The organism is Nocardia araoensis NBRC 100135 (assembly GCF_000308435.1).
Taxonomy (GTDB): Bacteria; Actinomycetota; Actinomycetes; order Mycobacteriales; family Mycobacteriaceae; genus Nocardia; species Nocardia araoensis.
Map to the genome: position 1 here is coordinate 1 of NZ_BAFR01000104.1, position 26,944 is coordinate 26,944.

The window sequence follows — 26,944 nt, forward strand, 5'->3', positions numbered from 1 at the left end:
TGCGCGACCGGCTGGTCCGCACTCCGGGTGAGATCCCCGATCAGGCGACGGTCGCCCTCGGCCTGTTCATGAGCTCGCGCACCCTCTCGCGGCGGCTGAACGAGGAGGGCACCTCGTTCCGGGCACTGCTGGACGAGGTGCGCCAGACCATGTCGGAGGTGCTGCTCGCGCACACCGACATGACCACAGAACAGGTCGCCGCGCGGCTGGGCTACGCGGAGGCGGCGTCCTTCATCCGGGCCTTCCGCCGCTGGCAGGGCTGTCCTCCGCAGACGTTTCGCTTGCGGGGGCGGCGCTCGCATCGGGCACCCGAGTTGGTCTGAACGACAAGCGGCTTCCGTCCTGCGGACCGTCCGGCCAGGTCTGCCGTCTCCCGGGGCGCGGGCAGACCGTCGGCTATCGTGCTGCCGGGCAGCGGGCTGGTCGATCCGGCACCGGGATCGAGGGCCGCGCCGCTCCCGTACTATCGCGATCGGAGTCGGCCTGCCGGGGAGATGAAGGAGGAGGGTGTGGAAGTTCGCACCAGCAATACGCCACTGTGGTTACGGTTGGGCCAACGACTTCCGGAGCATGCCGCGCCTGCGGGCGCCACGGCACCGTCGGCAGGGGAGCCGTCCGATGAACGATGAAGGTGCCGACCTACGCTGCGCCGGATGCTCGGCTGTCGGACTCGACGGCCCGCGGTGCGCGTCCTGCGGTCTGGAACTCGGTTATCGATACGTAGCGCTGCCCGGTCCCGATGCGACGTCGTGCGTCGATTGCGGAGGTGACCACTTCTACGCCGACGGGCGTTGTGCGCGGTGTGGCCGTTCCGGGCCCGTGCCGGATCGCTTCGATACCGATCTCGGCGCGGTGGCGGTGCTCACCGATCGCGGCATAGTCCATGCGCGCAACGAGGACGCCGTGGCGGCCGGTGTGCTCGAAGACGCGGTTTCGGAGCTGGACACCGCCGTTGTCATCGCGGTCAGCGACGGAGTGTCGACCTCGTCGCGGCCGCAGGTGGCCTCCGGCGCTGCGGTCCGGGCCGGCGTCGGCGCGACCGCCGCCGCGCTCGCCGGCGGCCAGCTCGCGGCCGAGGCGATCATGGCCGGGTTGGCGGCCGCGGTGCAGGCGGTCCGCGACGTGGACGTTCCCGACGGCCCTGCACCCTCGTGCACCTACGTGTCCGCCGTCGTCGCCCGTCGCGGTGCGGAAACCGAGATCACCGTGGCCAATGTCGGTGACAGCCGTGCCTATTGGCTGCCTTCGACTTCGGGTGGACGATCGGGCGACGACCAAGCCGAGCGTTTGAGCGTCGACGACTCCTGGGCGCAGGCACTGGTAGACGCGGGCGCGATGGACGAGCGCGCGGCGATGGCCGATCCCAGGGCGCACACGCTGATCCGCTGGCTCGGCGCGGACAGCCCACCCCGGCCTTGGGCCGACAACTGCGTGCGGACAGTGCGCGTCACCGGGCCCGGCGTGCTGCTGCTGTGCTCCGACGGACTGTGGAACTACGCGCCCGCCCCGTCCGCGCTGGCCGAGCACGTGGCGGGGAAGTCGCCCGCGGAGGCGGCCCGCGCACTGGCGGAGTTCGCGTTGCGCTGCGGCGGCGGCGACAACATCACGGTCGCGCTCGCGCCCGTGCCGTGGGAGAGCCGTTCACCAGTTCCATAGACAGCGGTGTTCATGGTTGCGTATGGTCGTCGACTATGACGAAGTTCGCCGGCAAAACCTGTCTGATCACCGGCGCGGCCGGCGGTCTCGGTCGCAGTACGGCGCTCGCGGCGGCGGCCAGAGGCGCTTCGCTCGTGCTGACCGACATCGCCGCCGACGGGTTGGCGCGGACCGCGGCCGACGCGCGGGCCGCGGGCGCGACCGTCCACGTCGCCGAGGCGGCGGATGTCAGTGACTACGACCAGGTCGTCGCGCTGGCGGCGCAGGTGCACGACGTGGTCGGCAGCGTCGACATCGTCATGAACGTGGCGGGTATCGCGACCTGGGGGACCGTCGACCGGCTGACCCACCGGCAATGGCGGCGCACCATCGACATCGACCTCATGGGCCCGATTCACGTGATCGAAGCGTTCGTCCCGCCCATGATCGCGGCCGGACGCGGCGGTCACGTGGTGAACGTGTCCTCGGCGGCCGGTCTGTTCGGCTTGCCGTGGCACGCGCCGTACAGTGCGGGCAAGTTCGGCCTGCGGGGGGTATCGGAGGTGCTGCGCTTCGATCTGGCGCGTCACCGCATCGGTGTGAGCCTGGTGTGTCCGGGCGCGATGGCCACGCCCATGGTCGACAGCGTCGACATCGCGGGCGTCGACCGCACGGCCGAAGCGGTGCAGCGGGGCATGGCGCTGTTCATGCGGCACGCGGTCACCCCGGAGGCGGCGGCGCGATCGATCGTGCGCGGCGTCGAGCGCAACCGCTACCTGGTGTTCACTTCGCCCGACATTCGCGTCGGCTTCTGGGCGCAGCGGTATTTCCCGCCCGCGTACAACGCCGCGATGCGCGGATTGAACTGGGCGATGAACCGCTATGTCGAACAGAAGGCGGCAACTCCCGCGAACTGAGCGCGGCGGGGCCGCCGCGGCCGTGCGGTCCGAGACCCGCCATGATCGTCGTCATGGCATCGGCTGTCTATCTGATCACCGGCATCCAGGCCGCGGGCAAATCCACCGTCGCCCAAGCGCTGGCCGAACGGCTGCCGCACTCGGCGCACGTGCGCGGGGACGCCTTCCGCCGGTTCGTCGTGAACGGACGCGCGGAGATGAGCGCCGACCCCTCGCCCGAGGCGCTGGCCCAGTTGCGGCTACGGCACAGCCTGGCCGCGGCGACGGCCGACGCCTATGCCGATTCCGGATTCACGGCCGTCCTCCAGGACGTCTTCCTCGGCGAATTCCTGCCCTGGACGGCGGATCTGATCGTCACGCGACCGCTCTACGTCATCGTGCTCGCGCCGCGCCCGGAGGTCGTGCTGGCGCGAGAGGCCGGGCGCGGAAAAGACGCCTACGACGAATTCACCGTCGCGGGGCTGGACAGAGTGCTGCGCGAGAACACTCCCCGGATCGGACTCTGGCTGGACACATCGGATCTGACGGTCGAGCAGACGGTCGATCGCATCCTCGCCGATGCCAGGCCGCTGGCGGACTGAGCCGCCCGCAGGCCAGCTCACCGGGTGTCGCGCGGCACGTGCAGGGGAGTGAGCGAGCTGGTGGCCGGTCCCTCGAGTAGCGTGCCGTCGGCGGCGAAGCGCGAACCGTGCAGCGGACAGTCCCAGGTGCGTTCGGCATCGTTCCAGTTGACGATGCCGTACAGATGCGGGCACACCGCCGAGACCCGGTTGGTGACGCCGTCCACCGTGCACACCGCTGTCGGGTGCAGGCCTTCGCGCAGGACCGTGCCGCGGTCTTCGGCGGGGGCGGCGCCGTCGCTGTGGGTCGCGACCCGCAGCCAGCCCGCGGAGAGTTTCTGCGCCACGGCGCCGTTGATCTTCGTCGCCGCGGGCAGTGCCTTGAGCTCGTCCGGACGCCAGCTCGCCAGTGCGCCCGCCCATCGGGGCGAGGCGCCGGTGAGCCGTCCGGCCAGTGCGATCGCCGCGGCGACCCCATTGGTCAGACCCCACTTGGCGTAGCCGGTGGCCAGCTGAATGTCGTTCTGCCCCGGCAGCACCGGACCCACGTAGGGAAGTTCCCCGATGGGGGAGTAGTCCTGAGCGGACCAGCGGTGGGTCAGCTCGGCGCCCGGGAACCAGGTCTGCGCCCAGCTCACCAGATCCTCCACCTTCTCCAGGGTGGATCCGCCGCGGCCGACGACATGACCGTTGCCGCCGACCAGCAGGAACTCGCCGTCTTGTCCCCGCGCGCGACGGAGGGAGCGGGTCGGGCTGCCCGCGCTGATGTACATATCGCGCGGAGCCGGTCGGTCCAGGCGGAACGCCGTCAGGTAGGAGCGTTGCGGAGTGAGGCGGGCGAAGAATCCGCCGCGATCGAGGATCGGTGTCCCGGTGGCCAGCACCACCCGGCGTGCGCCGAGGTCGCCGTGCTCGGTGGAGACGACGAGATCACCGCCGCCACCGTGGTGCACGCCGCGCACGAGCGTGGATTCGTAGATCGGCGCGCCGTGCGATTCCACGTCGGCCGCGAGCGCGGCCAGCAGCGCCATCGGATCGAGTTGGGCCTGATCGGCCAGGCGCACCGCGCCGCGCACCGGGAAGGGGGCGTCCACCTCGCGCAGCAGTTCGGTGGGCAGGCCGGCTTTCTGCGTCGCGGCGTATTCCGCGCGCACGGCGGACATTTCGTCGTCGTTCTGCGCGTAGGTCAACGCCGCGGCCCGCTCGACGGTCACGCCGTGCGCGGCGCAGAACCGCAGCAGCCACTCCTGCCCTTCGCGATTGGCCGCTACGTAGTCGCGCAGCACGTCGTCGGAATGATGCCGGGCGATCTGCTGCGCACGCGTCCCCTGGAGCAGGCTGACCTTCCCCGTGGTGGCGCCGGTGGTGCCCGCGCCGACCCGTCTGCCTTCGACCACGGCCACCTCGACGCCTTGCTCGGCCAGCAGCAGGGCGGTCACCAGTCCGGTGAGCCCGCCGCCGATCACCACCGCGTCGAAGCGCGATCCCGGCGTCAACCGCAACCGCGCCGGAACCTGCGCGCCGTGCAACCATAGGGACGTCATATGCCGGAGATAGCCGGTCTCGACGGGGCGAAACGCCCGTGCGGCTTCCTGCTCATACTCGCGCGTGGCTGCTGAGCTGCCGATCCGCGGCGGCGAGCACTTCGGCGGCGCTGATCATGGCCAATCCGGGTGCGGGTGCGCTCGACCGCGGGTCGCCGGGGCGTCCGGCCCACAGGGCGACGTGTGCGGCCCGTTCCGGTGGCGGTCCCCAGACCGCCGGTGAATCGGGACCGAAGACGAGCACCGACGGCGTGCCGAACGCTGTGGCCAGGTGCCCGACGCCGGTGTCGCCGCTGAGCACCAGCGACGCGTCGGCCACCGTCACGGCGAGTTGGCGCAGCGTGAGTTCGCCTGCCAGGATGTCGCTTTCGGGTAGGCCCGCCTGTTCTGCGACGATCCGCGCGAGCGGACGGTCCGCGGCACTGCCGACGATACGGACCGGACCGCCCCACTCGCGCAAGCCCGCCGCCACTGCCGCGAAGCGGTCGGCGGGCCAGCGCCGAGCCTGCGCCCCACCCGGATACACGACGATGGACCGGCGCTCGCCGGTGCACTCCGGCGGCGGTGTGATGTCCAGTCGAGCCGGGTCGGCCGGGATGCCCGCCCATTCCAGCAACCGGCACCACCGCGCGGTGTCGGGCAGATCGGGCTCGAACAGCGGGCCCGGTACCCGCGGAAAGTTCTTGTGGCGGTAGGTGATCGTTTGCTCCGGATCGGTCGCGAGCAGCGCGCGTATGCTCTCGGCCCCGGCGTCGTGCAGATTGACCGCGAAGGTGGGCGCCGGAGCGTTCCAGCGCAATCCCCCCGCCATGGGCGTTGCGTGGAGTTCGTCGACACACCCGGCCAGTTCCACGACCGGGCGCAGCCATCCCGGCGCGGCCAGCACCAGCCGGTGGCCCGGGCGGGCGTCGCGCAATGCGCGCAAAGCGGGAATCGCGGTCAGCAGCTCCCGCAGCCCGTGTGCGCGCAGCGCCAGCAAGACAGTCACCGGAATGCCTCCATACCTGCGTAAGGGCACAACCCGCCGCCCGGGCCGACATCGTCGGCGGCCCTGAGCGGGTGGGCCACAAAGCTTCGAGTCATCTTCTCGGGGAACCTGGTCGGGACGCCGGAAACGTGCCTCGAAGCCCGCCGTCCGACGCGCTCCCCGACACCGTTGTCGCGGAGTGCGCGCGGATAGAACGAGTGCTCCCACTGCTTTTCGGCGCCTGATCGACCACAGCGGGAGCGGCATTCCAGATCGAGCAACCGTCCTTGCTTTCCGGAGATGCCCGGCAGATCCGGGGCGAAACCCTCGAATCCGCCCTCATTCGGATGAATTCCTCGATTCATTTCGGCACGAAGATGCCGGTGAGGTCGGCTTTCCGAATCGGGGTGTCCGGGTTGGCCTGTGCCGAGCACATCAGTTTGATCGCCGCGATGGCGGCGTCGACGGTCCTGGCGTCGGGCGTCTCGTTGCCCTCGCGCTCCTCTTCGAGGAACTTCTCGGTGGTGACGCGCTGCTTGTCGGGATCCTGGGCGACGTATTCGTTGCACGGTGTGTCACCGCCCTTGTTCACGATCTTCTCCGGCTCGTCGCCGCACCCCGCCGCGCACACCGCCAGTGCGGCCAGGACGGCGACGCCCATCCGGCTCGCGGCGCTCATCGGCCGAACCCCGCCAGAGCGGAGGCCAGATCCGGCACGCCGAGCGCCTGCACCGCCTGATCGCGCACCTCGGGACAGGTCTGCGCGGTGACGGCGTCGATCGTGCCGCGGTCGGTGACGACGACGTCGTTCAGCCCGCCGTTACGGGCCGCCCAATTGTGCACCGTGCCGTTGAACGTCACTTTGGCCACCGTGGCGCTTTCACCACGCCAGGTGTCGATGTCCGCGCCCATCATGTCGCACAGCTGCTTCGCCGCTTCCGCGGTGATCTGATCGGTGTTCGGCACCTGGGGGCTGCTCGGCCCCGGCATGGTGATCGAGACGGTCGCGGGTTCGGGCGCATCGGCGGCCGGATCGCCGCCGTCGGCCGAACATGCCGTGAGCGCCGAAGCCGACAGGGTGCCGATGAGCAGCGCGAAGCGGCCCAAGGGCTGTTTGGGCTGGTTTGTCATTCTTTCTCCTGGGTTCGAAGCCGTGTCTCCGACGGGAGCACGGAATCGGGCGAGCGCTCGGTCAGTGACCGGCGGCGTCCCGCAGTCGTCTACCTTCCCGCGCCTTGATCCGGCGGTGCTCGGCGAGGATCACCAGGACGCCCGCGACGATGCAGACGCCGCAGACGACCCCCGCTACCACCGCCCACCCCGCGAATCCGTACCCGGCGGCGGTGAGGGTCAGGGCCATCGCCACGATGCCCACCACGACCAGAATGATGCCCGGCCAGTTCCGGGCGTCCTCGATGGATTCTCCGGCGTGCGTTCGGATGGTGCGGGTGTCGTCGGGAAACCCGTGGGTCCGGGGTGGGTGCTGCTCCCCGGCGCCTGACCCTGAGGTCGGCTCGTTCGGTGCTGGCAGCATCGGATGTCCTTTCTGCTGAGCGGCAACGATTTCGGTGCGTGGGCGGCCCGGTTGCCCGCAGGGTCGCGAGCGGGCCGTCCTGGGCGGCCATACCGGTCGGATGCCCGCGTTAGGGGATCCGAAACGGGGGTAGGACCTCAGCGAGCGGCCCTGTTCCGGGCCGCTCGTACCCGCGAGAAGGAGGACCCCGATGACAACAGCACGGGACATCATGACCCCGAACGTGGAGTGCGTCCGATCCAGCGACACGGTGGTCGCCGCCGCGCAGCGCATGGCCGAGTTGAACGTCGGCGCCTTGCCCATCTGCGGTGAGGACGACAAGCTGAAAGGAATGCTCACCGATCGCGACATCGTCGTGAAAGTGATCGCCCAGCGCAAGGATCCGCTCGGCGTCGACGCGGGCGAACTCGGGGGCGAATTGGTCACCGTCGAAGCCGATGACGACGTACGCAAGGTGATGTCGGTGATGTCGCAGCATCAGGTGCGCCGCGTGCCGGTGCTGGAGAAGGGCCGGCTGGTCGGCATCATCGCGCAGGCCGACGTCGCCACCACCGTCGAGAACACCCAGTCGGGCAGCACGGTGGAGGCGATCTCGACCGACTTCTGAGTCCGGCGCTACTCAGACCGCGGCCGGGTGCATGTCGTAGACCGCGTAGGCCGCTCGGATCACCGGCTGGGCGACATTGCGCACCCGGATGCCGCCCGGAGTGGTGCCGCGCTCGGTGCCCGCGTGCGCGTGACCGTGCAGCGCCAAATCGGCGCCGTGCTGGTCGATCGCCTCGCCGAGCAGATAGGAGCCGAGGAAGGGATAGATCTCCCTCGGCTCGCCGTGCAGGGTGTCGCTGATCGGGGAGTAGTGCGTCAGCGCGACGGTCACGTCGGCGTGCAGATCGGCCAGCGCATCGCCGAGTGCGGCGGCCACGTCCACGGTGTGCCCGGCGAATTCGCGCATGAGGGGTTCACCGAAGACGCTCGCGCACTTGCCCGCGAAGCCGCCGCCGAATCCTTTGGTGCCCGCGACCCCGAGCGTGCTCCCGTTGACGTTCAACGTCACCGAGGTGCCTTCCAGGACCGTGATGCCGTGGTCGGCCAGCACGGTGCTGATCTCCTGTTGGGCATCGCCGTGATAGTCGTGATTGCCCAGGACGGCGACGACCGGCACGCCCAGGTCGGCGAATTCCTCCGCGACGACCCGGCCTTCGTCGACCGCGCCGTGGCGCGTCAGGTCGCCCGCCAGCAGCAGCACATCCGCTCGCTCGGACAGTCCGCCCAGCGCCTGCCGCCATTGCCCGCGCGAATCCACGCCGAGATGTACGTCACCGACCGCGGCTATCCGCATGCCGCTCAACTCCTTTCGGATCCGTCCGCCTCCAGCGTCTCGGTTTCGACGGGCGCCGTGGGACGGGTGACATGGACGTCATTGTGGATCCGCGCGTGCGGAAGCTGCTCGTGCACCACGGTTTCCATCTGCTGTTTGCAGTTCTCGCTGCTGACTTCGCCGCACAGCACCACGACGTCGCCGCGGATGGTCACCTGCACACCGAGTTCGGCGGTGCGGGGATCCTCGGCCAGCGCGCGGCGCAATCGTGCGACCAGGTATTGCGGCTGTTCCATCTACTCCACCTTTCCGGTGCGGGTGATGCCGAGATCGTCCAGCAGACCCATGAAGGCCCGCGCGTAGGGCGAGGCCTTGGTCTGCTCGCGCACCACCTCCCAGTCGACCTGTTCGCGCAGGTCGCGCGCGATGTGCAGGATCGGGCTGAGGTCCAGGCGGTGCGCGTCGAAGACGAGCATCTTGTCCACCATCAAGTCGGTGCCGCTGATCACCGGGGCCTTGGCAGGCCCGATCCGCATCTCCGTCGCCCGGTCGAGCAGCTCGTCGGTCACCTCGCGATCGTTCGGGCGGTGGATGACGTCGACCAGGATGTCGTCGGCGTAGACCTTGCGCAGCCAGTTCTCCGGCGGGTCGCACACCCGCAGGCCCGCACGGGCCAGCGTGTTGATCGCCCGCCCGCTGTCTGCCGGTTTGACGAAGATGTCGACGTCGTGCTGGGAGGCGGGACCGCCACGGGCATAGACCGCGCAGCCGCCCGCCACCGCGAATCGGATATCAGTCGCCGCCAAGGCGTTCACCGTGCGGGTGAGCGCATGCAGCAACTGATCGGTGGTAACGGCCATGCAGCGGTGGTACCCGGCGGACACCGGGTTAATCGACGTTTCACCGGGTATGCGTCCGGATATCCGGAGGGCCCGACGCGGCCTGGCCCCGGGTTTTCGGACCACTTCGGACCGACCTCGCGAGCAGGGAAGGAGCGACACATGCCCAAGACGACAGCGCGTGGCGACGTCAAGAAATCCGAGCTGCCGAGCACGCTGAAGCGGTCGGAGGAGAAGGCGCAGCGCACCTTCGCCGAGGCGCACGACGCCGCGCTCGAACAATACGACGGTGACGAACAGCGCGCCCACCGCGTCGCCTACGCCGCGCTGAAGCACAGCTACGAGAAAGTCGGCGACCACTGGGAGGCCAAGGCCCGCCGCGGTCCTTCGGACCAGCGCGCCGAACAGCGCGGACCGGACGCGCGTGGCGAGACCGCCGAAGGCGTCGATGCCAACGCGTCGAAGGAGCACCTGCTGGACATCGCCCGGCGGCTGGAGGTCACCGGGCGCTCGCGGATGACCAAGGACGAACTCGTCGAGGCGATCAAGAAACGCAATCGCCAGGAGGCCGCGCGTGCCCGAGGATGAGGACGACGGTTGGGCCCGGCGCGAGCGCGGCGAGACCGAGCTCGAACGACTCGACCGGAACTGGGCGAGCCTGATCCAGGAGTTGCGTGTGGTGCAGACGGGGGTGCAATTCCTGTTCGGGGCGCTGCTCGTGCTGCCGTTCCAGGCCTCGTTCGGCACGCTGGCGCCGGGCCTGCGAGCGCTGTATCTCGCCACCTTGGCCGCGGTGCTCGGGGCGACGGTGTTCCTGATCGCGCCGGTGTCCTGGCATCGGATCCTGTTCCGTAGGCACCGGCTGGGCAATGTCGTCTGGGCGGCGCACCGGTGCGCGATGGCGGGCGTCGCACTGCTGGGGCTGGCGTTGATCGGCGCGGTGATCCTCGTGGTCGACTATGTGACCGGCACGGCCGCGGCGATAGTGACCGGTATCGCCGCCGTCGCGTTGTTCCTGTCGACCTGGCTGATCGCGCCGTGGCGCTGGCGCGGCGCGTCCGAGGACGTCCACGCCGAGCGCTACTGATTCACCGGGGGCCGGTTCACCGGGCCCAGGAGACGACCTCGCCCGCGTGCGCGGGAGCGCCGCGGTGATAGGCGCTGAGCGTCTCGGCCGCCACCCGATCCCAGGAGTTGCGGCCTGCGACCCGCTGATACCCTGCGGCGCCCCACGTTTCGCGCAACGTCGAATCCGCCAGCAGCGGGCGCACCGCCCGCACGATGGCGTCGGGTTCGGGCGGAGCGACGAATCGCCCCGTGACGCCGTCGATCACGGTGTCCAGCAGACCGCCGACGGCCGTGGCGACCACCGGCTTCCCGCAGGCCATCGCCTCCAGCGCCACCCGGCCGAACGGCTCGTACCAGGGCGTGCAGAGTACGACGTCGGCGGAGCGGTACAGCCGGGGCAGCATCGGCCGCGCCACCGGCCCGGTCAGCCGAAGCCTCTCTCGCACACCATGATCCGATGCGATGCGGCGCAGCCTGCGGCCTTCGGCGTCGTCCTCGTCGTCGGGGGCGGGACCGCCGACGATCACCAGCTCGGTGTCCGGCAGCTCCCGCAGCGCCCGGATCACCGGGTCGAATCCGCTGCGGCGCACCAACTCTCCGGCCGCGAGCAGCCGGTGCGCGGCGTGCCGATCGGCGGCAGCGCCCTCCGGGGTGAACCTCGTGAGGTCGACCCCGTGGGGCACGACCGAGGTCCGGAAGCGCGGCACGCCCATCCTGGCCAGCTCCGCGACCTCGTCGGAGCAGGTCGCCACCACGTGGGCCGCCCGCGTGGCGATGAGCCGCTCGAACCGGATCCGCGAGCGCGGGCTCGGGTCGGCGAGACCTTCGCAGCGCCGCTGGACGGTGCCGAGTCCGTGGAAGGTCAGCACCACCGGGATGCCATGGGCACGGGAGGCCAGTTCGGCGGCGAGCCCGGACTTCCAGTAGTGCGCGTGTGCGATGTCCGGTCGTTCGGCAGCCCAGTGCCGCCGTAACACCGTGCCGAAGTCACCGAGGTAGGGCAGCGTGCGGTCGCTCGGCAGGGGAGCGGGCGGTCCGGCCGGGACGTGCACCACGCGATAGCCGCCGTCGGCGAACAGTTCGGCAGGCGCGTGTGGACCGATGCGCCGGGTATAGACCGTCACGTCGTGGCCGCGGCGGACGTAGGCCGCCGACAATTCCGCTACGTAGGCGCCGCGGCCGCCCCCGTCGGCGGGGCTGCCCTCGGCGAGCGGGCTGGCGTCTTCGGAAACCATGGCAATCTTCACCGGGTGCTCCGTTCTCGTCGCGGGCAGCATCCGGACGCGCGAATCCGCGCGGTTGCCCAACGACCGGCATCGCGTGACGTTTGGGAATATGTTCGGGATATGCCCGGAGACGGCCCGATGAAACCCCACGTCAGCGGTCATATACCCGGCCGAACGGTCGGTTCGTACCGGTTGCGGGGCCTCCGGCGGCGGGTCACGTTCTCCTACCGAACGCTGTCGGGAACGGGTCGGCCGTGCCACACTGTAGGGAGGTTGAGAGCACAGCCGACCCCGGTTCGACGCATTCGGCGCAGCCGGTCGATGGGACGGCACGGCAACCGATTCGCGCTCCCGCCGCCCTCGTCCCGGCCGTCGCGGAGGACTGGATACCCCCTTACACGGGAGGTTCGACTTGTCTGCCATTTCTCTGCTACGGGACCACGCCGAGGGCGTGCATCTCAATGGTTCGGGACCGGGACGTCGTCGGGACAACCGGTTGTGGGCACAGCGGGTGGACCGCCGTCGCGAATGCGTGGTGGTACGGGTCGAAGGCGAGTTGGACGCCGCCGTGTCGGCCGAGTTCTTCGAGACGGTCGAGCGTGCGTTGCAGTCACCGTGCGATGCGGTGGTGATCGATCTGCGGGCGGCGAGGTTCCTGAGCCTGCGCGCGGCCGTGCGGCTCGGTGCGCTGCGCAAGGAGGGGTTGGGTCGTCCGGATCTGCGCATCGTCGCGGGCGGACCGGGAGTGGAGCGGGCACTCGAGGTGACCAGCGTGCGGTCGTTGTTCCCCCGTTACCCGTCCATGCGCTCAGCCTTGGACGCCTGAGTCGAAGGCGCGTTTCCCCGCAGGCCCGTGCTCGCCGGTGTGACCGCTCCCGATCCGGTCACACCGGGCGCGTGGGCATCGGATACTTCAGCGGTGAGTGAGAGCAGGTCGATCCAGCCCGAGAACGCCCCCGCGCTGGACCGGGTGATCGGTAGCGGTACGCCGCAGAGTGTCGGCAGTTTTCGTTTCTGGTTCGCCGACCAGCGTTGGCAATGGTCGGCCGAGGTCGCGTCGATACACGGATACGCGCCCGGGACGGTGACGCCGACAACGGAGTTGTTGCTGAAGCACAAGCACCCCGACGATCGCGAAGCGGTGGCCAGCGCCTTGGCGCGGTCGATCGCCGACGCGGAACCGTTCTCCAGCCGTCACCGCATCATCGATACCGCGGGAGAGGTGCACCACGTGATCTTGGTCGCCGACCGGATGACCGACGACTCCGGGCGAGTGGTGGGCACCTCCGGCTACTACATCGACGTCACCGACACGCTCGCCGAGCACCGGCAGGAAACGCTGGACGACGCGCTGCCCGAGTTGTATGCCGCCCGAGCGGTGATCGAGCAGGCGAAGGGCGCGCTCATGCTGATCTACGGCGTCGGCTCCGAGCAGGCGTTCCGGGTGCTGAGCTGGCGATCGCAGGAAACCAACGTCAAACTGCGCAACCTGGCCGCGCGGCTGGTCGCCGACCTGCCCGGCCTCGCAGGCGTCACGGTAGGGCTGCGAACGGAATTCGACCATCTGCTGCTCACCGCCCACGAGCGCATCGACGGCGACTGACCGGCGTTTCGATCCGAGCGCCGCGGGTACGTCCTCGGCGAGGGACGCGGCGATATTTCCGCTCCACAGTCGGTGGCGCCAGCAGTGTCCCCGGGGCCGACAAGGAGAACTCCGCAGCGGTACGCAGGCCACAGTGGAGTGGCTGTGAGGACAAGGTGGTGATGGGCAAATGGGGGAGTCGACTTCCCGATCCTCGACCGACACGACGACAGTCGGTGTACGGGTGCCCGCCCGGCTGGAACAGCTGACCATGCTCCGCGCGCTCGCCGAGACAGTCGCCCTGATCGCGGACTTCGCCTTGGACGAGGTGACCGACATCCGGCTCGCGCTCGACGAGGTCGCGACTTCGCTCATTCTCGACGCCGCCCCTGGCTCGACGATCGACTGCGAGTTCACCTACGACGACGGCAAGATGTTCGTGCACGTCTCGTCGGTGGCGGTCACCGAGTCGGTGCTCGGGCACGCCGGGCTCGGCTGGCACATCGTGCGCACGCTGACCGACTCGATCGCCGCCGCGCAAGGCTCCTACGACAATGTGCTCGGCGGATATCCGACAGTGATCGACTTCAGCTGGGTGCGGGGTGCCCCGAATGGCGGGTGAGCCGAGGTCGCGCGCGGATACCTACGACAATATCGAGCCGCTGTTCGAGAAGATCGCCGCGCTGGATCCCGGCGACGCTCGGCGTGAGCCGATGCGTCAGGAATTGATCGAGCGTTGCCTGCCGCTGGCCGAGCACATCGCCCGCAAGTTCGCCGGGCGCGGCGAGAACTTCGATGACCTGCTGCAAGTCGCTCGCCTGGGGTTGGTGCAGGCAGCGGACCGCTTCGACGTCACGCGCGGATCGTCGTTCCTGTCCTTCGCCGTGCCCACGATCATGGGCGAGGTACGGCGGCATTTCCGGGACAACACCTGGGCCGTGCGAGTGCCGCGCCGCACCAAGGAGATCCAGCTGAGCATCGGCCCGACCGTCGAAACGCTGTCCCAGCGACTTGGCCGCATGCCGCGGGCAAGGGAGATCGCGGCGGAGCTGGGTGTCGACCTGGTCGAGGTGACCCAAGCGCTGATCGCGGGCAACGCCTACCAATCGTCGTCCATCGACGCGGCCGCCGGTGACGACGCCGAGAGCGCCCCGCAGCCGCTGCTGGACAGCCTGGGAGCCGAAGAGCCCTCCTATCACCTGGTCGAGGACGTCATGGCGGTCGAACCGCTGCTCGGCGAACTTCCCGAGCGCGAACGCCAAGTGCTGACCATGCGATTCTTCGAGTCGATGACGCAGAACCAGATCGCCGAGCGGCTCGGGGTCTCGCAGATGCACGTCTCGCGCATCCTTTCCAGGACCTTGAATTCGCTGCGCGAGCAGGCACTGCGGGACTGAGGACCGCTATATCGGATTGGGCGGGGTCGGGTCCGGCGACGGCCCGGGCAGACCGGGGTCCGGCGACGGGCGACCGGGGTCGGGCACCGGGGGCGCCGGGCCGGGTACCGGCGGACGTGGCTCGGGGCCGGGCACCGGCGGCAGCGGATTCGGATCGGGTTCCGGCGGAACGGGATTCGGCTCCGGGATGGGGTCGGGCTCGGGAATCGGCGGCACCGGATCCGGTTCCGGGATGGGTGGCACGGGGTCCGGCGTGGGCGTGGGCGGCACGGGGTCCGGCGAGGGCGTGGGCGGTGCCGGCTGTGTCGCGCTGTCGGTGGACATGCGAACTCCTCCTCGTTCTGGTGATCGGGGTGCGCTACGGTGGCGACCGCGCTCGTCCCGCCGATCATCGGCCGGTTACCCAACGATCGCGGCGCCAACCGGTCCGCTGCGCCCGGCAGCCGCAGTGCGGGCGACCAGTTTGCGGACCAGACCCAACGGGTAGTCAGACAGGAACCGGACAACAGATGCCGATGGCTCGAGGAGCTCGTCATGACCGACCAGCGCCGCCCAGGCACCCGGAATCCGCGGTTCGGACCGGGTGGGCCGGGGGCGTCGACGCAGTCCCGAGGGATCTCCGTCACCAGGAACCACGACGTCATCCGACGCTGGGCCGCCCAGCGCGGAGCCCGGCCCGCGACGGTGCCGGGCAGTGAGCACGACGGTCGGCTCGGCGTGTTGCGGTTCGACTTTCCCGGGTACGGGGGCGCCGTGCTGCGTCGGGTGGGATGGGAAGAGTGGTTCGCCACATTCGATGCCAGGAGACTTCGCTTCTGGTACGAGGAGCGCAGCGCCGACGATCCGCCGAGCAATTTCAACCGTTTGGAGCCGCCGCGATAGCCGGGCGGGCGCTGGAGTGGTGGTGATACCTGCCACGGTCACCCGTGTGTGATCGAAGTTCGGCCGCCGATGTGACGCATGACACTCTTGCCTTGCGAGTGCTGTTGTCGGCGTTGTGCTTCGCGCGGCTGTGGGCCGAACCGATCACACGTCCGAAAGAAGCTGTTGCGCTGTAGTTTTCATGCTGAGAGATCGTCCGCTGGGTGCGGACACGGCGCGCGCAGGAGAAGCCGCGCCACCGCCCCGCTGCCGCCCGCGCCGGGCGGGCGTATAGCGTCGAGGGAACAACCGAGAGGCCCCGTATCGGTCTGCCGGACGTTTACCGGCTGGGCAGAGGGGTACTCGAAGCCGAGCAAAGGTTGCTCGAAAAGCGGAAGGTCGCGTCGGAATGGGGATGCGGTTGTCCGCATCGTGACGCGCTTCCGCATGTCTGCAAGGGATAAGGTCTTGAGCGCAAACCTGATGATCGTGGAAGACGACGACCGGGTCCGTGGTGCGTTGCGGCTCGCTATGGAAGACGAGGGATACGACGTCGACGAGGCGGAGGAAGCCGAGGACGCGCTCACTCATCTGCGCAGCAATGGTGTTCCCGATGTGATGATCGTCGATCTGATGCTCGGCGGCATGGACGGGTTCGAATGTATCCGGGAGATCCGCCGCGACCATGACGTCCCGATCATCGTGGTCAGCGCCCGAGACGACACCCACGACGTGGTGGCCGCGCTGGAGGCGGGCGCCGACGATTTCGTGACCAAGCCGTTCGAGATCAAGGAGATCACCGCGCGCATGCGCGCGGTGCGTCGCCGCTTCCGGCTGACCGCCGAACGGGAGACGCCACAGGAAATGGTGCTCGAGGCCGACGACACGGCTCCGCTGGTCCTCGCCCAGGACAGCGGGGTGGTGCGCCGCGGCGACGAGGAAATCCGGCTCACGCTGACGGAGTTCCGCCTGCTGTGCGAGCTGGCCGAGTCGCCGGGCCGGGTGCTCAGCCGCACGGCGCTGCTCGAACGCGTTTGGGACCGTGGGTTTTTCGGCGACGAACGCATCGTGGACGTGCACATGCGCCGCTTGCGCACGAAGATCGAGCGGGATCCGTCCGATCCGCGCATCGTGGTGACGGTGCGCGGGCTCGGCTATCGCCTCGATGTGCGGCGCTGATCGCCGCATCGACGCCGACCGCTGGAATCCGAACGCCTGGAGCCTACGCGCGCGGGTGACCGCCGCCTTCGCGACGATCGCCGCGCTGATGTCGCTGGTCTTGGTCGTCTCGGTCTTCTCGATCAGCCGCGGCTATTTGGAAGCGCAGCGAACGCGCGCGGGCAGCGAATCGCCGGGAGATCTCAACGCCGATCTCGATCTGCTGCGCAATGTGCTCATCTGCTGCGCCGTCGTGGTCACGTTGATCGGCGCGGCGGTCGGCTGGTGGGCGAGCAGACGGGTGCTGACCCCGCTGCATCAGCTCGCGGGCACCGCCGCGCGGATCGCCTCCGGTGACCTCGACCAGCGGCTGCCCGCAGCCGGGGACCAGGATCTGGCGATCACCGTCGAGTCGTTCAACACCATGGTGGACTCGCTGCAACGGCGCATCGAGCGCGAACACCGGCTCTTCGGCGATGTCAGCCACGAACTGCGCACCCCGCTGACCACCCTGATGGCCGCCGTCGACGTGCTCAACCGCCACCGAGGCGACCTGCCGGAACGTTCGCAACGGGCGCTCGGCCTGGTCACCGCGGAGGTCGAGCACCTGCGCAAGCTGCTGGACGACCTGCTCGCCCTGGCGCGGGTGGAAGCGGGCATGCACCACGGCGACGCCGAGCCGCTGTCGGTGCGCGACCTGCTGGTCCACACCCTGGGCGAGCGCCGCTATCCGGGCGAGCTGCTCACGGTGCGCCAGGACGTCACCGTGCGCGGACGCAAGGTGGAGCTGGAGCGCGCGGTGGCCAACCTGCTGCACAACGCCGACCGACACGGCGGCGGTGTGGTCGCGGTCACCGTCGACCGCGACGGCACCGACGCGGTGCTCACCGTCGACGACGCGGGCCCCGGTGTGCCTGCCGCGGACCGCGACCGGATCTTCGAACGATTCGCCACCGCCCGCAGCGGTCGCCGTTCACCGGACGGGACGGGGATCGGTTTGGCGCTGGTGGCGGAGACGGTCGCCACGCACGGCGGCCGGGTGCACTGCACCGACCGTCCCGGCGGCGGAGCGCGATTCGTCGTGCGGCTGCCCCGGCTCGGCGACATCCATCCGTAATACGACCGTAAAGAAGTCGACAGGTTCACCTCAAAGTCGCTTCGCAAACCTGGATAAGTACTGCTGATAAGACAAGGGAGTTGTATGTCATCGCCAACCCTGTCCCCAGCGGAGATCGAGCGATCGCGCGTCGGAAACGCCGCGGCCGCTCTGGGGGCCACCCCGTCCCGGAAAGGCACCGGGTCCGCCGTGGTCCTGCGCACGCCCCGCCTGGGCGACGGCGCTCCGATGTGGCGGATCGCGAAGGATTCCGCGGTGCTGGACGTCAATTCGAGCTACGCGTACCTCTTGTGGTGCCGGGACTTCGCCGGCACCTCGGTGGTCGCCGAAATCGACGGTCGCGTGGTGGGATACGTGATCGGGTTCGTCCGCCCGCAGGCGCCCGACACCGTCTTCGTCTGGCAGATCGCGGTCGACCGCTCGCAACGCGGCCGCGGCATCGGTGCCGAGTTGTTGCACACGTTGCTCAACAGTGTCGCCGCCCAGGGTGTTTCGGTACTCGAAACGACCATCTCGCCGGACAACGCCGGTTCCATCGCGCTGTTCACGTCGGTGGCCGCCGCGCGCGGCGCCGAGGTGACCAAGCGCCCGTTGTTCGACGGGGGCGTCTTCCCCGACAACCACGCACCCGAAGACCTCTATCGCATCGCCCCGACCGCCCGCACCACCGAGGAGGATCACCGATGATCAACGCGGACACCACCGTTTTCGAGAGTCTCGAGTCGAACGTGCGCGGTTACTGCCGCGCGTGGCCCACCGTGTTCACCACGGCGAAGGGTAGCTGGCTGCGCGACGAGGAAGGCAAGGACTACCTGGACTTCTTCGCCGGCGCCGGTGCGCTCAACTACGGACACAACAACGACGTGCTCAAGCGCTCGCTGCTGGACTACATCGCGAGCGACGGCATCACCCACGGCCTGGACATGTCGACCGGAGCCAAGCGCGAACTGCTGGAGACGCTGCGCGACACGCTCTTCACCCCGCGCGGCCTGGACTACAAGGTCCAGTTCCCCGGCCCGACCGGCGCGAACGCGGTCGAGGCGGCGCTCAAGCTGGCGCGCAAGGTCACCGGTCGCGAGACCATCGTCAGCTTCACCAACGCTTTCCACGGCATGACCCTCGGCGCGCTGTCGGTCACCGGCAACGCCGCCAAGCGCGCCGGCGCCGGTGTACCGTTGGTGCACGCCGCCCACATGCCCTATGACGGCTACTTCGACGGCACCACCGCCGACTTCCAGTGGATGGAGAAGGTGCTCGACGACACCTCGTCCGGCTTCGACCGCCCCGCCGCGGTGATCGTGGAGACCGTGCAGGGCGAGGGCGGCGTCAACGTCGCCCGCGCCGAGTGGCTGCGCCACCTCGCCGGTCTGTGCGCCGAGCGCGAGATCCTGCTGATCGTCGACGACGTGCAGATGGGCTGCGGCCGCACCGGACCGTTCTTCTCCTTCGAGATCGCGGGCATCACGCCCGACATCGTGACGCTGTCGAAGTCGATCGGTGGCTACGGCCTGCCCATGGCGCTGGTGCTGTTCAAGCCGGAGCTGGACGAGTGGTCGCCGGGTGAGCACAACGGAACCTTCCGCGGCAACAATCCCGCGTTCGTCACCGCGACGACGGCGCTGCGTCACTTCTGGTCCGACGACGCCCTGCAGACCGCGACCATGGCCAAGGGCGAGAAGATCGCGCGCACTTTGGGCGAGCTGGCCGCGCACTTCCCCGGTGTCTCGACCCGTGGCCGCGGAATGGTGCAAGGCGTGGTGTTCGACGATCCCTCGCAGGCGGGCAAGGTCTGCCAGATCGCCTTCGAGCGTGGCCTGCTGGTGGAGACCTCCGGTTCCACCGACGAGGTGGTGAAGCTGCTGCCGCCGCTGACGGTCACCGACGACGAACTCGACCAGGGCCTGGGGATCCTCTCGGGCGCCGTCGAGTCGGTGTGCGGCGGAATGGGGGCGATCGCATGATCGTGCGCACCACCGCGGAGATCACCGGTACCGAGCGCGATGTGGCGGGCGAAGGCTGGCGCAGCAAGCGGATCGTCCTGGGGGGCGACGGCGTCGGCTTCTCCTTCCACGAGACCACCATCGACGCCGGAACGGTGCACACGTTCCACTATGTGCACCATGTGGAGGCGGTGTGGCTCGTCGAGGGCGAGGGCACGCTCACCGATCTGGACAACGGCGTCACCTACGAGCTCGGGCCCGGCTCGATGTACCTGCTCGACGGACACGAACGCCACCGCCTGGAGGCGCGCACCACGATGCGGATGATGTGTGTGTTCAACCCGCCGGTCACCGGGCAGGAGGTTCACGACAGCAACGGCGTCTACCCGCTGGTCACCGCGACGATCGGAGGTTGAGAACACCAATGGTTCTGCAGCACATCGAAACACCGCCCGAGACGGCTCGCTACGATCGCTACCCGACCCGTCTCGGCGCGCCCGCTCCGCACCTGGAGCGTGCCGACCCCGCGGTGTGGGGGGAGGTCGAGAGCCCGGAACTGGCCTCGTTCGACGCGGATGGGTTCGCCATCCTCGATCAGCTGCTCACCCCCGCGGAGGTGGCCGACTACAGCGAGGAGATCACCAGGCTGGCGAATGATCCGGCGCTGCGCGACGACGACCGCGTCATCGTGGAGAAGTCGTCCAACCGGGTGCGTTCGGTCTTCGAAGTGCACAAGCTGAGCGAGGCGATCGCCGAGCTGGTGCGTCAGCCGCGGGTGCTCCGGCTGGCCGAACAGGTGCTGGGGTCGCCGGTGTACGTGCACCAGAGCCGGGTGAACTACATGCCCGGCTTTCGCGGCACCGGCTTCTACTGGCACTCCGATTTCGAGACCTGGCACGCCGAGGACGGCATGCCGGCGCCGCGAGCGGTGAGCCTGTCGATCGCGCTGACCGACAACTATCCGATCAACGGCAGTCTCATGGTGATGCCCGGCTCGCACCACACCTTCGTGCCGTGCCTGGGCAGCACTCCGGCCGAGCACTACCGGGAGTCCTTGCAGGAGCAGGAGATCGGTGTGCCGACGACCGACGACATCACCGCGCTCGCGAACCGGTACGGGATCAGTCAGTTCACCGGCCGGGCGGGCTCGGCGCTGTTGTTCGACTCCAATCTGATGCACGGGTCGTCGAACAACATCACGCCGTTCCCGCGATCGAACATCTTCGTGGTGTTCAACAGCGTGCACAACACGCTCGTCGAGCCGTTCGCCGCGCCCGCGCCGCGACCGGGCTACATCGGCAGCCGCGACTTCACGCCGCTGTCGGCCTGATCCGGAGGCCACCCCCGCGCGTGCGGTCCGCCCTGATCGTCGGGCGAGCCGCACGCGCGGGGGTTTCGCGTGGCGTCCGGCGCCTTTCGACTGTCAGGCGAGCCGCCGGATCGCCTCCGGGCCGAGGTCGGCGATCGTCGGGTAGCCGTCCACCGCCATCAGCAGATCGGCCTCGGCCAGCAGCGAACGCACCACATGTACGAGGCCGTCGACGCCGCCGAGGGCGAGTCCGTAGGGGTAGGGGCGCCCGATGCCGACGGCCGTGGCGCCGAGCGCCAGCGCTTTGACGATGTCGGCGCCGGTGCGCACGCCGGAGTCGAACAGCACCGGCAGGCCGTCGGCCGCCGCCACCACCTCCGGTAGATGCTCGATCGCCGGGATGCCGCCGTTCGCCTGTCTGCCACCGTGATTCGAGCAGTAGATGCCGTCGACGCCCGCGTCCACGGCCCGCCGCGCGTCGTCGGGATGACAGATGCCCTTGAGGACGAGCGGCAGGTCGGTCAGCGACCGGAGTCACGCCAGGTCGTCCCAGGTCAACGCGTTGCCGAAGAGCGAGATCCAGGTCAGGATGGCGGTCTTCGGATCCTGTTCGGGCGGGCTGGGCAACAGGGCGCGGAAGACCGGATCGCTGAAATAGTTCGCCAGGCAGTGACCCCGCAGCTGGGGGAAGTTGGAGCCCGTCAGATCGCGCGGGCGCCAACCGGGCACCCAGGTGTCCAAGGTGACCACGATCGCCTTGAATCCCGCCGCCTCCGCCCGCCGGACCAGGCTCTGCGCGAGATCCCGATCGGTGGGGGTGTAGAGCTGGAACATCCCGGGGGTGTCGCCGAACTCCGCCGCCACCTGCTCGAGCGGATCGACGGTCAGCGTGGAGGCGACCATAGGGACGCCGGTGCGCGCCGCGGCCTTGGCGGTGGCGATGTCGCCGTGTCCGTCCTGAGCGCACAGTCCGATCACGCCGACCGGGGCGAGGAAGATCGGCGTCGGCAGCGTCATCCCGAACAGCTCGATCGAGAGGTCGCGCGTCTTGCTCGCGCGCAGCATGCGGGGGATCAGGCCGAGTTTCTCGAACGCCGTGACATTGGCCCGCTGGGTGAGCTCGTCGCCCGCGCCGCCCGCGACGTACGACCAGATGCCCGGTGGCAGCGCCGCCTGCGCCTTGGCTTCCAAGTCGGCATACGTCATCGGGTAATCGGGCAGCACACCGCCGAGCCCTTGGAAGTAGATCTCGTTCTGGTAGTCGCCGAAGTTGGTCACGCTGCTCCTGTCCTCGCCTCGATGCATGAATGTATCCGATACGTTCCTGTAGCGGGTTGGGTTCCCCTCAGGCGCGCAGCGCGCGGTACAGGATCAGCCAGCGATCCGGGGAGACCAGCCCGACCGGCTGTTGGAGCGGTATCCCGGCCGCCCCGCAAGCGCTGCGGACGGCACGGGCGGGAAATTCCCGCCGCAACGACGCGGCCACGCTTCCCCCGACTCCGGAGAAACCCAGCTCGACCAGCGCGCGGAAAGCGCCGAGCTGCTCGCGTGGCAGCAGCGGAGCGGGCCGGTTGCGCAACCGCAGGACGGCGGCATCGACTCGCGGAACCGGATGGAAGCTGTGCCTGTCGACGCGGGCGCCCAGTTCGATCACCGTCGTCGGCCAGTGGGCGACGGTGAGCTTGGTCCAGCGGCCGTAGCCGCCGGAGTGTTTGCGCGCGAATTCGAGCTGGGTGAGCAAGGTCGCGGAGGTGAGCCGGTCCGCGGCCAGGCACCAGCGCACGATGTCGGTCGTAATGGCGAACGGCACGTTGGCCACGACCGCGAATGGCTCGCGCGGCGGGCGCACCGTGCGAAAATCACGGTGATGCAACCGGATTCGCGGATCGTCCGCGTAACGGCGGCGCAGCAGTGCCGCGTAGCGCCGATCCTTCTCATAGGCGTGGACCCGGCCGCCCATGTCCAGCAATTGCCTGGTCAGCATGCCGTCGCCGGGCCCGACCTCGAGGACGAGGTCGTCGGCGGTGATACCGGAGGCGCGCACGATCAGCCGAGCGGCGCGTGCGTCGGTGAGAAAGTTCTGCGACAGTCGTTTTCGCGTGGTCGCCGGGTGGCTGTCGTTGCCGCGGGCACGCGAAACGGAACGATGGCGGGACATGGGTGTCCTCCGAACGGAGTGGTCGAATCGGGAAGGTCGATTCGCCCGGACCCATGCCAGGGCACGAACAATCCGGCGACCGCTATCGGTCGCCGCTGCGGATGTCGCTCGAAGAGATCAGCAGATCGGAGCGGTACGGTGCGCCGGCAGAGCCCGGGCCTCCGTACGCAGCCGGAGGTAATACGCGCCGACCGCGTACGCTCCGTTCATGCCGGGACTGCCACCCATGTCCCGCACCGTACGACCTCGGCGCGGCCGCGTGCCACTTCTTTTCCGGAGGCGGCGCCGCGGGGTTCAGCGCGACGACGTCTGGCCCACCACGTCCGGGTCCTGCTGTTCGGCGGCGTAGACCCGCCAGGACTTGGCCTCCGCGTGTTTGCCGAGCTGGTCGAGCAGATCGGCGAGTTCGGCGATGGCGCGCGGCTCGCGACGGTCGGCGGCGGTGCGCCACCAGGATTCGGCCCCGACGGGATCGCCGCGCCGTAGCCGCACCATGCCGAGTTCGTAGGCGGCACCCGCGTGCCCGGCTTCGGCGGCCTGCGCCCACAGTCCGCACGCCTGCTCTTCCTCGCCGCGTCGGTACATCGCGACGCCGAGGTCGTAGAGCGCACCGCGATACCCGGGATCGCCCGACTGCCCGGACTCGCTCGCCCGCGGCGGCGCGGCGGCCGGGGCGCGTGGTTCGTCGGGCTGCGCAATTCCGTTCGGCGCCGACGCACTGTCGGAAACCGGGGCACTCGGCACGGCCGACGGCGCGCTCGCCGTGGGGCTGCTGTTCGTGACGGCCGGCTCCAGCTCACGGACGGGTTCCCGAGCCTCGGTGGGCGCAGGCGACGCCGGGCCACCAGAGGGGGAAACGGGTTTCCGGGCTGCGGTGGGCGCAGGCGACGCCGGGCCACCCGAAGGCGAATTCGATTCCCCGGAGCCGCGATTCGATTCCGCCGGGGCTACGCCGGAATCCGGAAGCGAGGTCTGCGCCGTGGGCTGGGTGCGCGTGCCCGCGAGGTCGAACGCACGATGCGGGTCCGCCGCCGTCCGAGGGTTCGCGACCTGGTCGCTCGATCCGGAGCCCGGACCGTCCCCCGTGGGGGAAGCGGTGGCCGAGACTCGAGTAGCCTGCGGGCCTACCGGCGCCGGCCCGGATCCGGGAAGCGGAGTTCCTGCCTGGGGCTGGGGATGGGTGCCGATGGGGTCGAGCGCGCGGTAGGGATCCGCGGTCCAGGGGTTCGCCACGAGCGGGCTGGATTCGGTACTCGGGCCTTCCGCCGCGGCTCGGGTGGGAAGCGGAGCGTTCGGTGCGGGTGGCCGCGTATTGCCGAGTAGCAAGCCGGTGCGGGAGCGGGCCGGGTCTTCAGGTGGATGCGTGTGCGCGACGGGAGGTCCGAAGGTGCCGTACGAGTCCGCCGTGGTTCTTTCGCGCGCGGTCCGCGGACGGGGAGCGAGGCTCTCGGCGGGGACTTCGGGCTCCGACTGCGGTCCGGGCGACGGGAACGCGCCATTTGCTTCGGGTGGGGTCTCGCCCGCGAGCGGATGGGGCCCGCTGTGCGCGGCGTCCGCCAGGGATTCTGCGGTGGCCGGACTCGATGCCGAATGCGCGCTGTCCGGAAGTCGCGGGCCGGGACCGGAATGCGGAGCCTCCGGAGTGGATCGTGCGGCACGAGACGACTGCAGATTCACGAAGAGGCTGCCCGCGCGGCGGTGCGGGGTGTCCTGCGTCGTCTTCGCGGGGCCGCCACCGGCGGCCGCGGATGAGTCCGCGGCGAGCCGTTCGGCGGGAGGCGCGGCCACGCTCGCGGCCGCGGCGGCGTCGATACGCGGAACCGGCATGGTCGGCGCGGTGGGCGGACCCGCCGACAAGACGGAGCCGGGGGCGGGCCGGTTCATGCCGATCGGGGACGTCGCGGTCGCGGCGGGCGCCTGCGGCTGCGGCGCGACGGGCGTGGGAGCGGTGGACAGCTCCACGACCAGGTTCGCGAAGTTCGGTGGCCCCTCGCCGATGCTGCACCACAGCACGACGCGACCGTTGGGCCGGTGCTCGACGACGATGCCGTAGTTGCCCGCCCACGACTTCTGCGTGCCGAATTCGTCCACCCAGACCGGGGTCAGAGTCACCAGCGTCGCGGGCGCGGTGGGGGTGACGTCGAAGCTGACGCCCGCGGCCAGCGCGTCGCTCCACGCGTCGACTCCGGCGAGCGCACGTCCGTGGAGGTCCAGATAGCCGTCGACGACCGAGAGCCCCATGCCGAGCCCGCGCAGCCCGGCGGGCGGCGCGGCGGAGATCATCGTCAACGCGATGGTGGTGGGCGCGGGGCCGACTTGCTCGGTGTACATCGGATAGACCATGCTGCCGTGCCAGCGGATCGGATCCGCGCTCTGGTAACGCGCGGCCAGCGGCAGCTCTTCGGGCGTATTCCGGGCAGCCCACGACGAATACCGCTCGTTCACTGTCGCGCGCCTGCCTTTCCACCCGATCCCGACCGCCGCCCCCGCGCCGGGCAGCGGGATATACCGTACTCGCCGCGAACCCGAACTGCGCCGCAATCCCCTGGCGGTGGGTAATGCCCCGAGCCCCAACGCTACCGGGGAGTTCACCCCATTTCCCAATGGCGCGCAGAGGCGCATCGGGCGCAACGTGGGGGGCATCACCTCGCCGTGCCCCAGCGGATTTCGCCGGTTCGACGGTAGGCCGGATCCCTTTCGTGGAACGCCGAACAGTCGACCAAGCGCTTGCTACGCTCGATCGATGATCTCCACGGTGGTCTGGGGAACCGGCAACGTCGGCCGGGCGGCGATCCGGGCCGTCGACGCTCACCCCGCGCTGCGTTTGACCGGCGTGCTGGTGCACGACCCGGCGAAAGTCGGACGCGATGCGGGCGAGCTCGGCGGACTCCACCGCGAACTCGGCGTCGCCGCGAGCGACGACGTCGACGGCATTCTGGCCGCGCGCCCGGACGCGGTGGTCTACGCGGCCTCCGGTGACATCCGGCCCGACGACGCGCTCGCCGATATCGTGCGCGCACTCCGCGCCGGCGCGGTGGTCGTCACCCCGGCTCTCTACGCCCTCTACGATCCGCGCAACGCGCCGCCGGAGGTGCGCGACCCGGTGCTGGCGGCGATCGCTGAGGGCGGCGGATCGCTGTTCGTCTCCGGCATCGACCCCGGTTGGGGCAACGACGTGCTGCCACTGCTGATCAGCGGGCTCGGGAGCACGGTCGAGACGATCCGCTGCCAGGAGATCTTCGACTACTCCACCTACGACCAGCCGGACTCGGTGCGCTATCTGGTCGGCATGGGGCAGCCGATGGACTATCAGCCGCCGATGCTCGCGCCGTCGGTGCCGACGATGGTGTGGGGCGGGCAGATACGGCTGATGGCGCGGGCGCTCGGTGTCGAACTCGACGAGATCCGCGAGACGCTGGATCGGCGCGCCCTGGACGCCACCGTCACCACGACGTCCATGGGCGAGTTCGCGGCGGGCACCCAGGGCGCCGTGCGATTCGAAGTCCAGGGCATCGTCGCGGGGCAGCCGCTGCTGGTCGTCGAGCACGTCACCCGCATCCATCCGTCCTGCGCACCCGACTGGCCCACTCCGGCCGACGGCGGCGCGGGTGCGCACCGGGTGATCATCGAGGGCCACCCGCGCATCGAAGTGACCGTCGAGGCGACCGACGAAGACGGCAACCGCTCCGCGGGCGGCAACGCCACGGCCGTCGGCCGCCTGGTCGGCGCCATCGACTGGTTGATGGCGGCGAGACCCGGACTCTATGACGCACTGGATGTCCCGTTGCGTCCCGCGGTCGGCAAACTCGGAAGG

At 69.8% G+C, this 26,944-nt stretch carries 31 protein-coding genes and 1 pseudogene; 19 read left to right on the forward strand and 13 right to left on the reverse strand.

Annotation, left to right across the window (positions count from 1 at the left end; all coding sequences use genetic code 11):
• From ON21_RS13010 to ON21_RS13025, 4 genes are all read left to right on the forward strand, one after another.
• On the forward strand, positions 1 to 323 hold a 323-nt coding region (locus tag ON21_RS13010), incomplete at its 5' end, for a helix-turn-helix transcriptional regulator (protein ID WP_039798110.1).
• A gap of 295 nt (positions 324 to 618) precedes the next feature.
• On the forward strand, positions 619 to 1,656 hold the full coding sequence (locus ON21_RS13015; RefSeq protein ID WP_245562578.1) for a PP2C family protein-serine/threonine phosphatase: 1,038 nt from the start codon (positions 619 to 621) through the stop codon (positions 1,654 to 1,656).
• 35 nt (positions 1,657 to 1,691) lie between these two features.
• Positions 1,692 to 2,552 carry an SDR family oxidoreductase gene (locus ON21_RS13020; RefSeq protein ID WP_039798111.1) on the forward strand — a complete coding sequence of 287 codons (861 nt, stop codon included), beginning with the start codon at positions 1,692 to 1,694 and terminating at the stop codon, positions 2,550 to 2,552.
• Positions 2,553 to 2,605: 53 nt separating this feature from the next.
• Positions 2,606 to 3,133 (forward strand): AAA family ATPase, encoded by a 528-nt coding sequence (locus ON21_RS13025; protein WP_039798134.1) that lies wholly within the window; start codon positions 2,606 to 2,608, stop codon positions 3,131 to 3,133.
• Between the two features lie 17 nt (positions 3,134 to 3,150).
• Here the strand turns inward: ON21_RS13025 and ON21_RS13030 are convergent, their stop codons facing one another.
• From ON21_RS13030 to ON21_RS13050, 5 genes are all read right to left on the reverse strand, one after another.
• Positions 3,151 to 4,656 (reverse strand): FAD-dependent oxidoreductase, encoded by a 1,506-nt coding sequence (locus tag ON21_RS13030; RefSeq protein ID WP_039798112.1) that lies wholly within the window; start codon positions 4,654 to 4,656, stop codon positions 3,151 to 3,153.
• Positions 4,657 to 4,708: 52 nt separating this feature from the next.
• Complete coding sequence (locus tag ON21_RS13035; RefSeq protein WP_086006410.1) at positions 4,709 to 5,644, reverse strand: glycosyltransferase family 9 protein; 936 nt, start codon at positions 5,642 to 5,644, stop codon at positions 4,709 to 4,711.
• Between the two features lie 340 nt (positions 5,645 to 5,984).
• Positions 5,985 to 6,302 carry a hypothetical protein gene (locus tag ON21_RS13040; protein ID WP_039798113.1) on the reverse strand — a complete coding sequence of 106 codons (318 nt, stop codon included), beginning with the start codon at positions 6,300 to 6,302 and terminating at the stop codon, positions 5,985 to 5,987.
• Positions 6,299 to 6,754: a hypothetical protein gene (locus ON21_RS13045; protein WP_039798114.1), complete on the reverse strand. Its 456-nt coding sequence runs from the start codon at positions 6,752 to 6,754 to the stop codon at positions 6,299 to 6,301. The genes ON21_RS13040 and ON21_RS13045 overlap by 4 nt, the downstream gene beginning before the upstream one ends.
• A gap of 61 nt (positions 6,755 to 6,815) precedes the next feature.
• Positions 6,816 to 7,157 (reverse strand): hypothetical protein, encoded by a 342-nt coding sequence (locus tag ON21_RS13050; protein WP_039798115.1) that lies wholly within the window; start codon positions 7,155 to 7,157, stop codon positions 6,816 to 6,818.
• Positions 7,158 to 7,347: 190 nt separating this feature from the next.
• On the opposite strand from ON21_RS13050, the gene ON21_RS13055 reads away from it, so the two are divergent.
• The gene (locus tag ON21_RS13055; RefSeq protein WP_039798116.1) at positions 7,348 to 7,764 is read left to right on the forward strand and encodes a CBS domain-containing protein; all 417 of its coding nucleotides are present in this window, start codon (positions 7,348 to 7,350) and stop codon (positions 7,762 to 7,764) included.
• A gap of 12 nt (positions 7,765 to 7,776) precedes the next feature.
• Here ON21_RS13055 and ON21_RS13060 read toward each other — a convergent pair whose 3' ends face one another.
• The 3 genes from ON21_RS13060 to ON21_RS13070 are packed head-to-tail and all read right to left on the reverse strand — an operon-like array spanning position 7,777 to position 9,335.
• Positions 7,777 to 8,496, reverse strand: a complete 720-nt coding sequence (locus ON21_RS13060) for a metallophosphoesterase family protein (RefSeq protein ID WP_039798117.1) — start codon at positions 8,494 to 8,496, stop codon at positions 7,777 to 7,779.
• A gap of 5 nt (positions 8,497 to 8,501) precedes the next feature.
• The gene (locus ON21_RS39265) at positions 8,502 to 8,771 is read right to left on the reverse strand and encodes a BON domain-containing protein (RefSeq protein WP_039798118.1); all 270 of its coding nucleotides are present in this window, start codon (positions 8,769 to 8,771) and stop codon (positions 8,502 to 8,504) included.
• Positions 8,772 to 9,335, reverse strand: coding sequence for a nucleotidyltransferase family protein (locus ON21_RS13070; protein ID WP_039798119.1), 564 nt, complete (start codon positions 9,333 to 9,335; stop codon positions 8,772 to 8,774).
• 141 nt (positions 9,336 to 9,476) lie between these two features.
• Between ON21_RS13070 and ON21_RS13075 the strand changes: the two genes are divergently transcribed.
• Both ON21_RS13075 and ON21_RS13080 read left to right on the forward strand, forming a co-directional pair.
• On the forward strand, positions 9,477 to 9,902 hold the full coding sequence (locus ON21_RS13075) for a ChaB family protein (RefSeq protein WP_039798120.1): 426 nt from the start codon (positions 9,477 to 9,479) through the stop codon (positions 9,900 to 9,902).
• Positions 9,889 to 10,401: a DUF6328 family protein gene (locus ON21_RS13080; protein WP_039798121.1), complete on the forward strand. Its 513-nt coding sequence runs from the start codon at positions 9,889 to 9,891 to the stop codon at positions 10,399 to 10,401. The genes ON21_RS13075 and ON21_RS13080 overlap by 14 nt, the downstream gene beginning before the upstream one ends.
• A gap of 16 nt (positions 10,402 to 10,417) precedes the next feature.
• On the opposite strand, the gene ON21_RS13085 is transcribed toward ON21_RS13080, so the two are convergent.
• Positions 10,418 to 11,629 carry a glycosyltransferase gene (locus tag ON21_RS13085; RefSeq protein WP_039798136.1) on the reverse strand — a complete coding sequence of 404 codons (1,212 nt, stop codon included), beginning with the start codon at positions 11,627 to 11,629 and terminating at the stop codon, positions 10,418 to 10,420.
• Between the two features lie 391 nt (positions 11,630 to 12,020).
• Between ON21_RS13085 and ON21_RS13090 the strand changes: the two genes are divergently transcribed.
• The 4 genes from ON21_RS13090 (at position 12,021) to ON21_RS13105 (ending at position 14,587) form a co-directional block, all read left to right on the forward strand.
• Positions 12,021 to 12,434: an STAS domain-containing protein gene (locus ON21_RS13090; RefSeq protein ID WP_039798122.1), complete on the forward strand. Its 414-nt coding sequence runs from the start codon at positions 12,021 to 12,023 to the stop codon at positions 12,432 to 12,434.
• A 93-nt stretch (positions 12,435 to 12,527) separates the two neighbouring features.
• Positions 12,528 to 13,211: a PAS and ANTAR domain-containing protein gene (locus ON21_RS13095; RefSeq protein ID WP_039798137.1), complete on the forward strand. Its 684-nt coding sequence runs from the start codon at positions 12,528 to 12,530 to the stop codon at positions 13,209 to 13,211.
• A gap of 169 nt (positions 13,212 to 13,380) precedes the next feature.
• The gene (locus ON21_RS13100; RefSeq protein ID WP_039798123.1) at positions 13,381 to 13,812 is read left to right on the forward strand and encodes an ATP-binding protein; all 432 of its coding nucleotides are present in this window, start codon (positions 13,381 to 13,383) and stop codon (positions 13,810 to 13,812) included.
• Positions 13,802 to 14,587, forward strand: coding sequence for an RNA polymerase sigma factor SigF (locus ON21_RS13105; RefSeq protein ID WP_039798124.1), 786 nt, complete (start codon positions 13,802 to 13,804; stop codon positions 14,585 to 14,587). The genes ON21_RS13100 and ON21_RS13105 overlap by 11 nt, the downstream gene beginning before the upstream one ends.
• A 6-nt stretch (positions 14,588 to 14,593) precedes the next feature.
• Here the strand turns inward: ON21_RS13105 and ON21_RS13110 are convergent, their stop codons facing one another.
• Positions 14,594 to 14,911, reverse strand: a complete 318-nt coding sequence (locus ON21_RS13110) for a hypothetical protein (protein ID WP_051020748.1) — start codon at positions 14,909 to 14,911, stop codon at positions 14,594 to 14,596.
• Between the two features lie 210 nt (positions 14,912 to 15,121).
• Here ON21_RS13110 and ON21_RS36985 point away from each other — a divergent pair, with 210 nt between their 5' ends.
• From ON21_RS36985 to thpD, 7 genes are all read left to right on the forward strand, one after another.
• The gene (locus ON21_RS36985) at positions 15,122 to 15,469 is read left to right on the forward strand and encodes a hypothetical protein (protein ID WP_245562579.1); all 348 of its coding nucleotides are present in this window, start codon (positions 15,122 to 15,124) and stop codon (positions 15,467 to 15,469) included.
• 447 nt (positions 15,470 to 15,916) lie between these two features.
• Positions 15,917 to 16,627 (forward strand): response regulator transcription factor, encoded by a 711-nt coding sequence (locus ON21_RS13120; protein WP_039798125.1) that lies wholly within the window; start codon positions 15,917 to 15,919, stop codon positions 16,625 to 16,627.
• Complete coding sequence (locus ON21_RS13125) at positions 16,614 to 17,723, forward strand: ATP-binding protein (protein ID WP_051020750.1); 1,110 nt, start codon at positions 16,614 to 16,616, stop codon at positions 17,721 to 17,723. Before ON21_RS13120 ends, ON21_RS13125 begins: the two co-directional genes overlap by 14 nt.
• Positions 17,724 to 17,951: 228 nt before the next feature.
• On the forward strand, positions 17,952 to 18,410 hold the full coding sequence (ectA, locus tag ON21_RS13130; RefSeq protein ID WP_245562580.1) for a diaminobutyrate acetyltransferase: 459 nt from the start codon (positions 17,952 to 17,954) through the stop codon (positions 18,408 to 18,410).
• Complete coding sequence (gene ectB, locus ON21_RS13135; RefSeq protein WP_039798127.1) at positions 18,407 to 19,684, forward strand: diaminobutyrate--2-oxoglutarate transaminase; 1,278 nt, start codon at positions 18,407 to 18,409, stop codon at positions 19,682 to 19,684. The genes ectA and ectB overlap by 4 nt, the downstream gene beginning before the upstream one ends.
• Positions 19,681 to 20,079 (forward strand): ectoine synthase, encoded by a 399-nt coding sequence (locus tag ON21_RS13140; protein WP_039798128.1) that lies wholly within the window; start codon positions 19,681 to 19,683, stop codon positions 20,077 to 20,079. The genes ectB and ON21_RS13140 overlap by 4 nt, the downstream gene beginning before the upstream one ends.
• Before the next feature lie 8 nt (positions 20,080 to 20,087).
• Positions 20,088 to 20,993 carry an ectoine hydroxylase gene (gene thpD, locus ON21_RS13145; RefSeq protein WP_039798129.1) on the forward strand — a complete coding sequence of 302 codons (906 nt, stop codon included), beginning with the start codon at positions 20,088 to 20,090 and terminating at the stop codon, positions 20,991 to 20,993.
• A gap of 93 nt (positions 20,994 to 21,086) precedes the next feature.
• Here the strand turns inward: thpD and ON21_RS13150 are convergent.
• From ON21_RS13150 to ON21_RS13160, 3 genes and pseudogenes are all read right to left on the reverse strand, one after another.
• Positions 21,087 to 22,277, reverse strand: a pseudogene (locus ON21_RS13150) (lactate 2-monooxygenase).
• Between the two features lie 40 nt (positions 22,278 to 22,317).
• Positions 22,318 to 23,130 carry a 23S ribosomal RNA methyltransferase Erm gene (gene erm / locus ON21_RS13155; protein ID WP_039798130.1) on the reverse strand — a complete coding sequence of 271 codons (813 nt, stop codon included), beginning with the start codon at positions 23,128 to 23,130 and terminating at the stop codon, positions 22,318 to 22,320.
• A gap of 294 nt (positions 23,131 to 23,424) precedes the next feature.
• Entirely contained in the window at positions 23,425 to 25,722 is a 2,298-nt protein-coding gene (locus ON21_RS13160) for a tetratricopeptide repeat protein (protein WP_157170824.1), read from the reverse strand.
• A 151-nt stretch (positions 25,723 to 25,873) separates the two neighbouring features.
• Here ON21_RS13160 and ON21_RS13165 point away from each other — a divergent pair.
• Positions 25,874 to 26,944: NAD(P)H-dependent amine dehydrogenase family protein (locus ON21_RS13165; protein ID WP_039798132.1), on the forward strand; the 1,071-nt coding region annotated here is incomplete at its 3' end.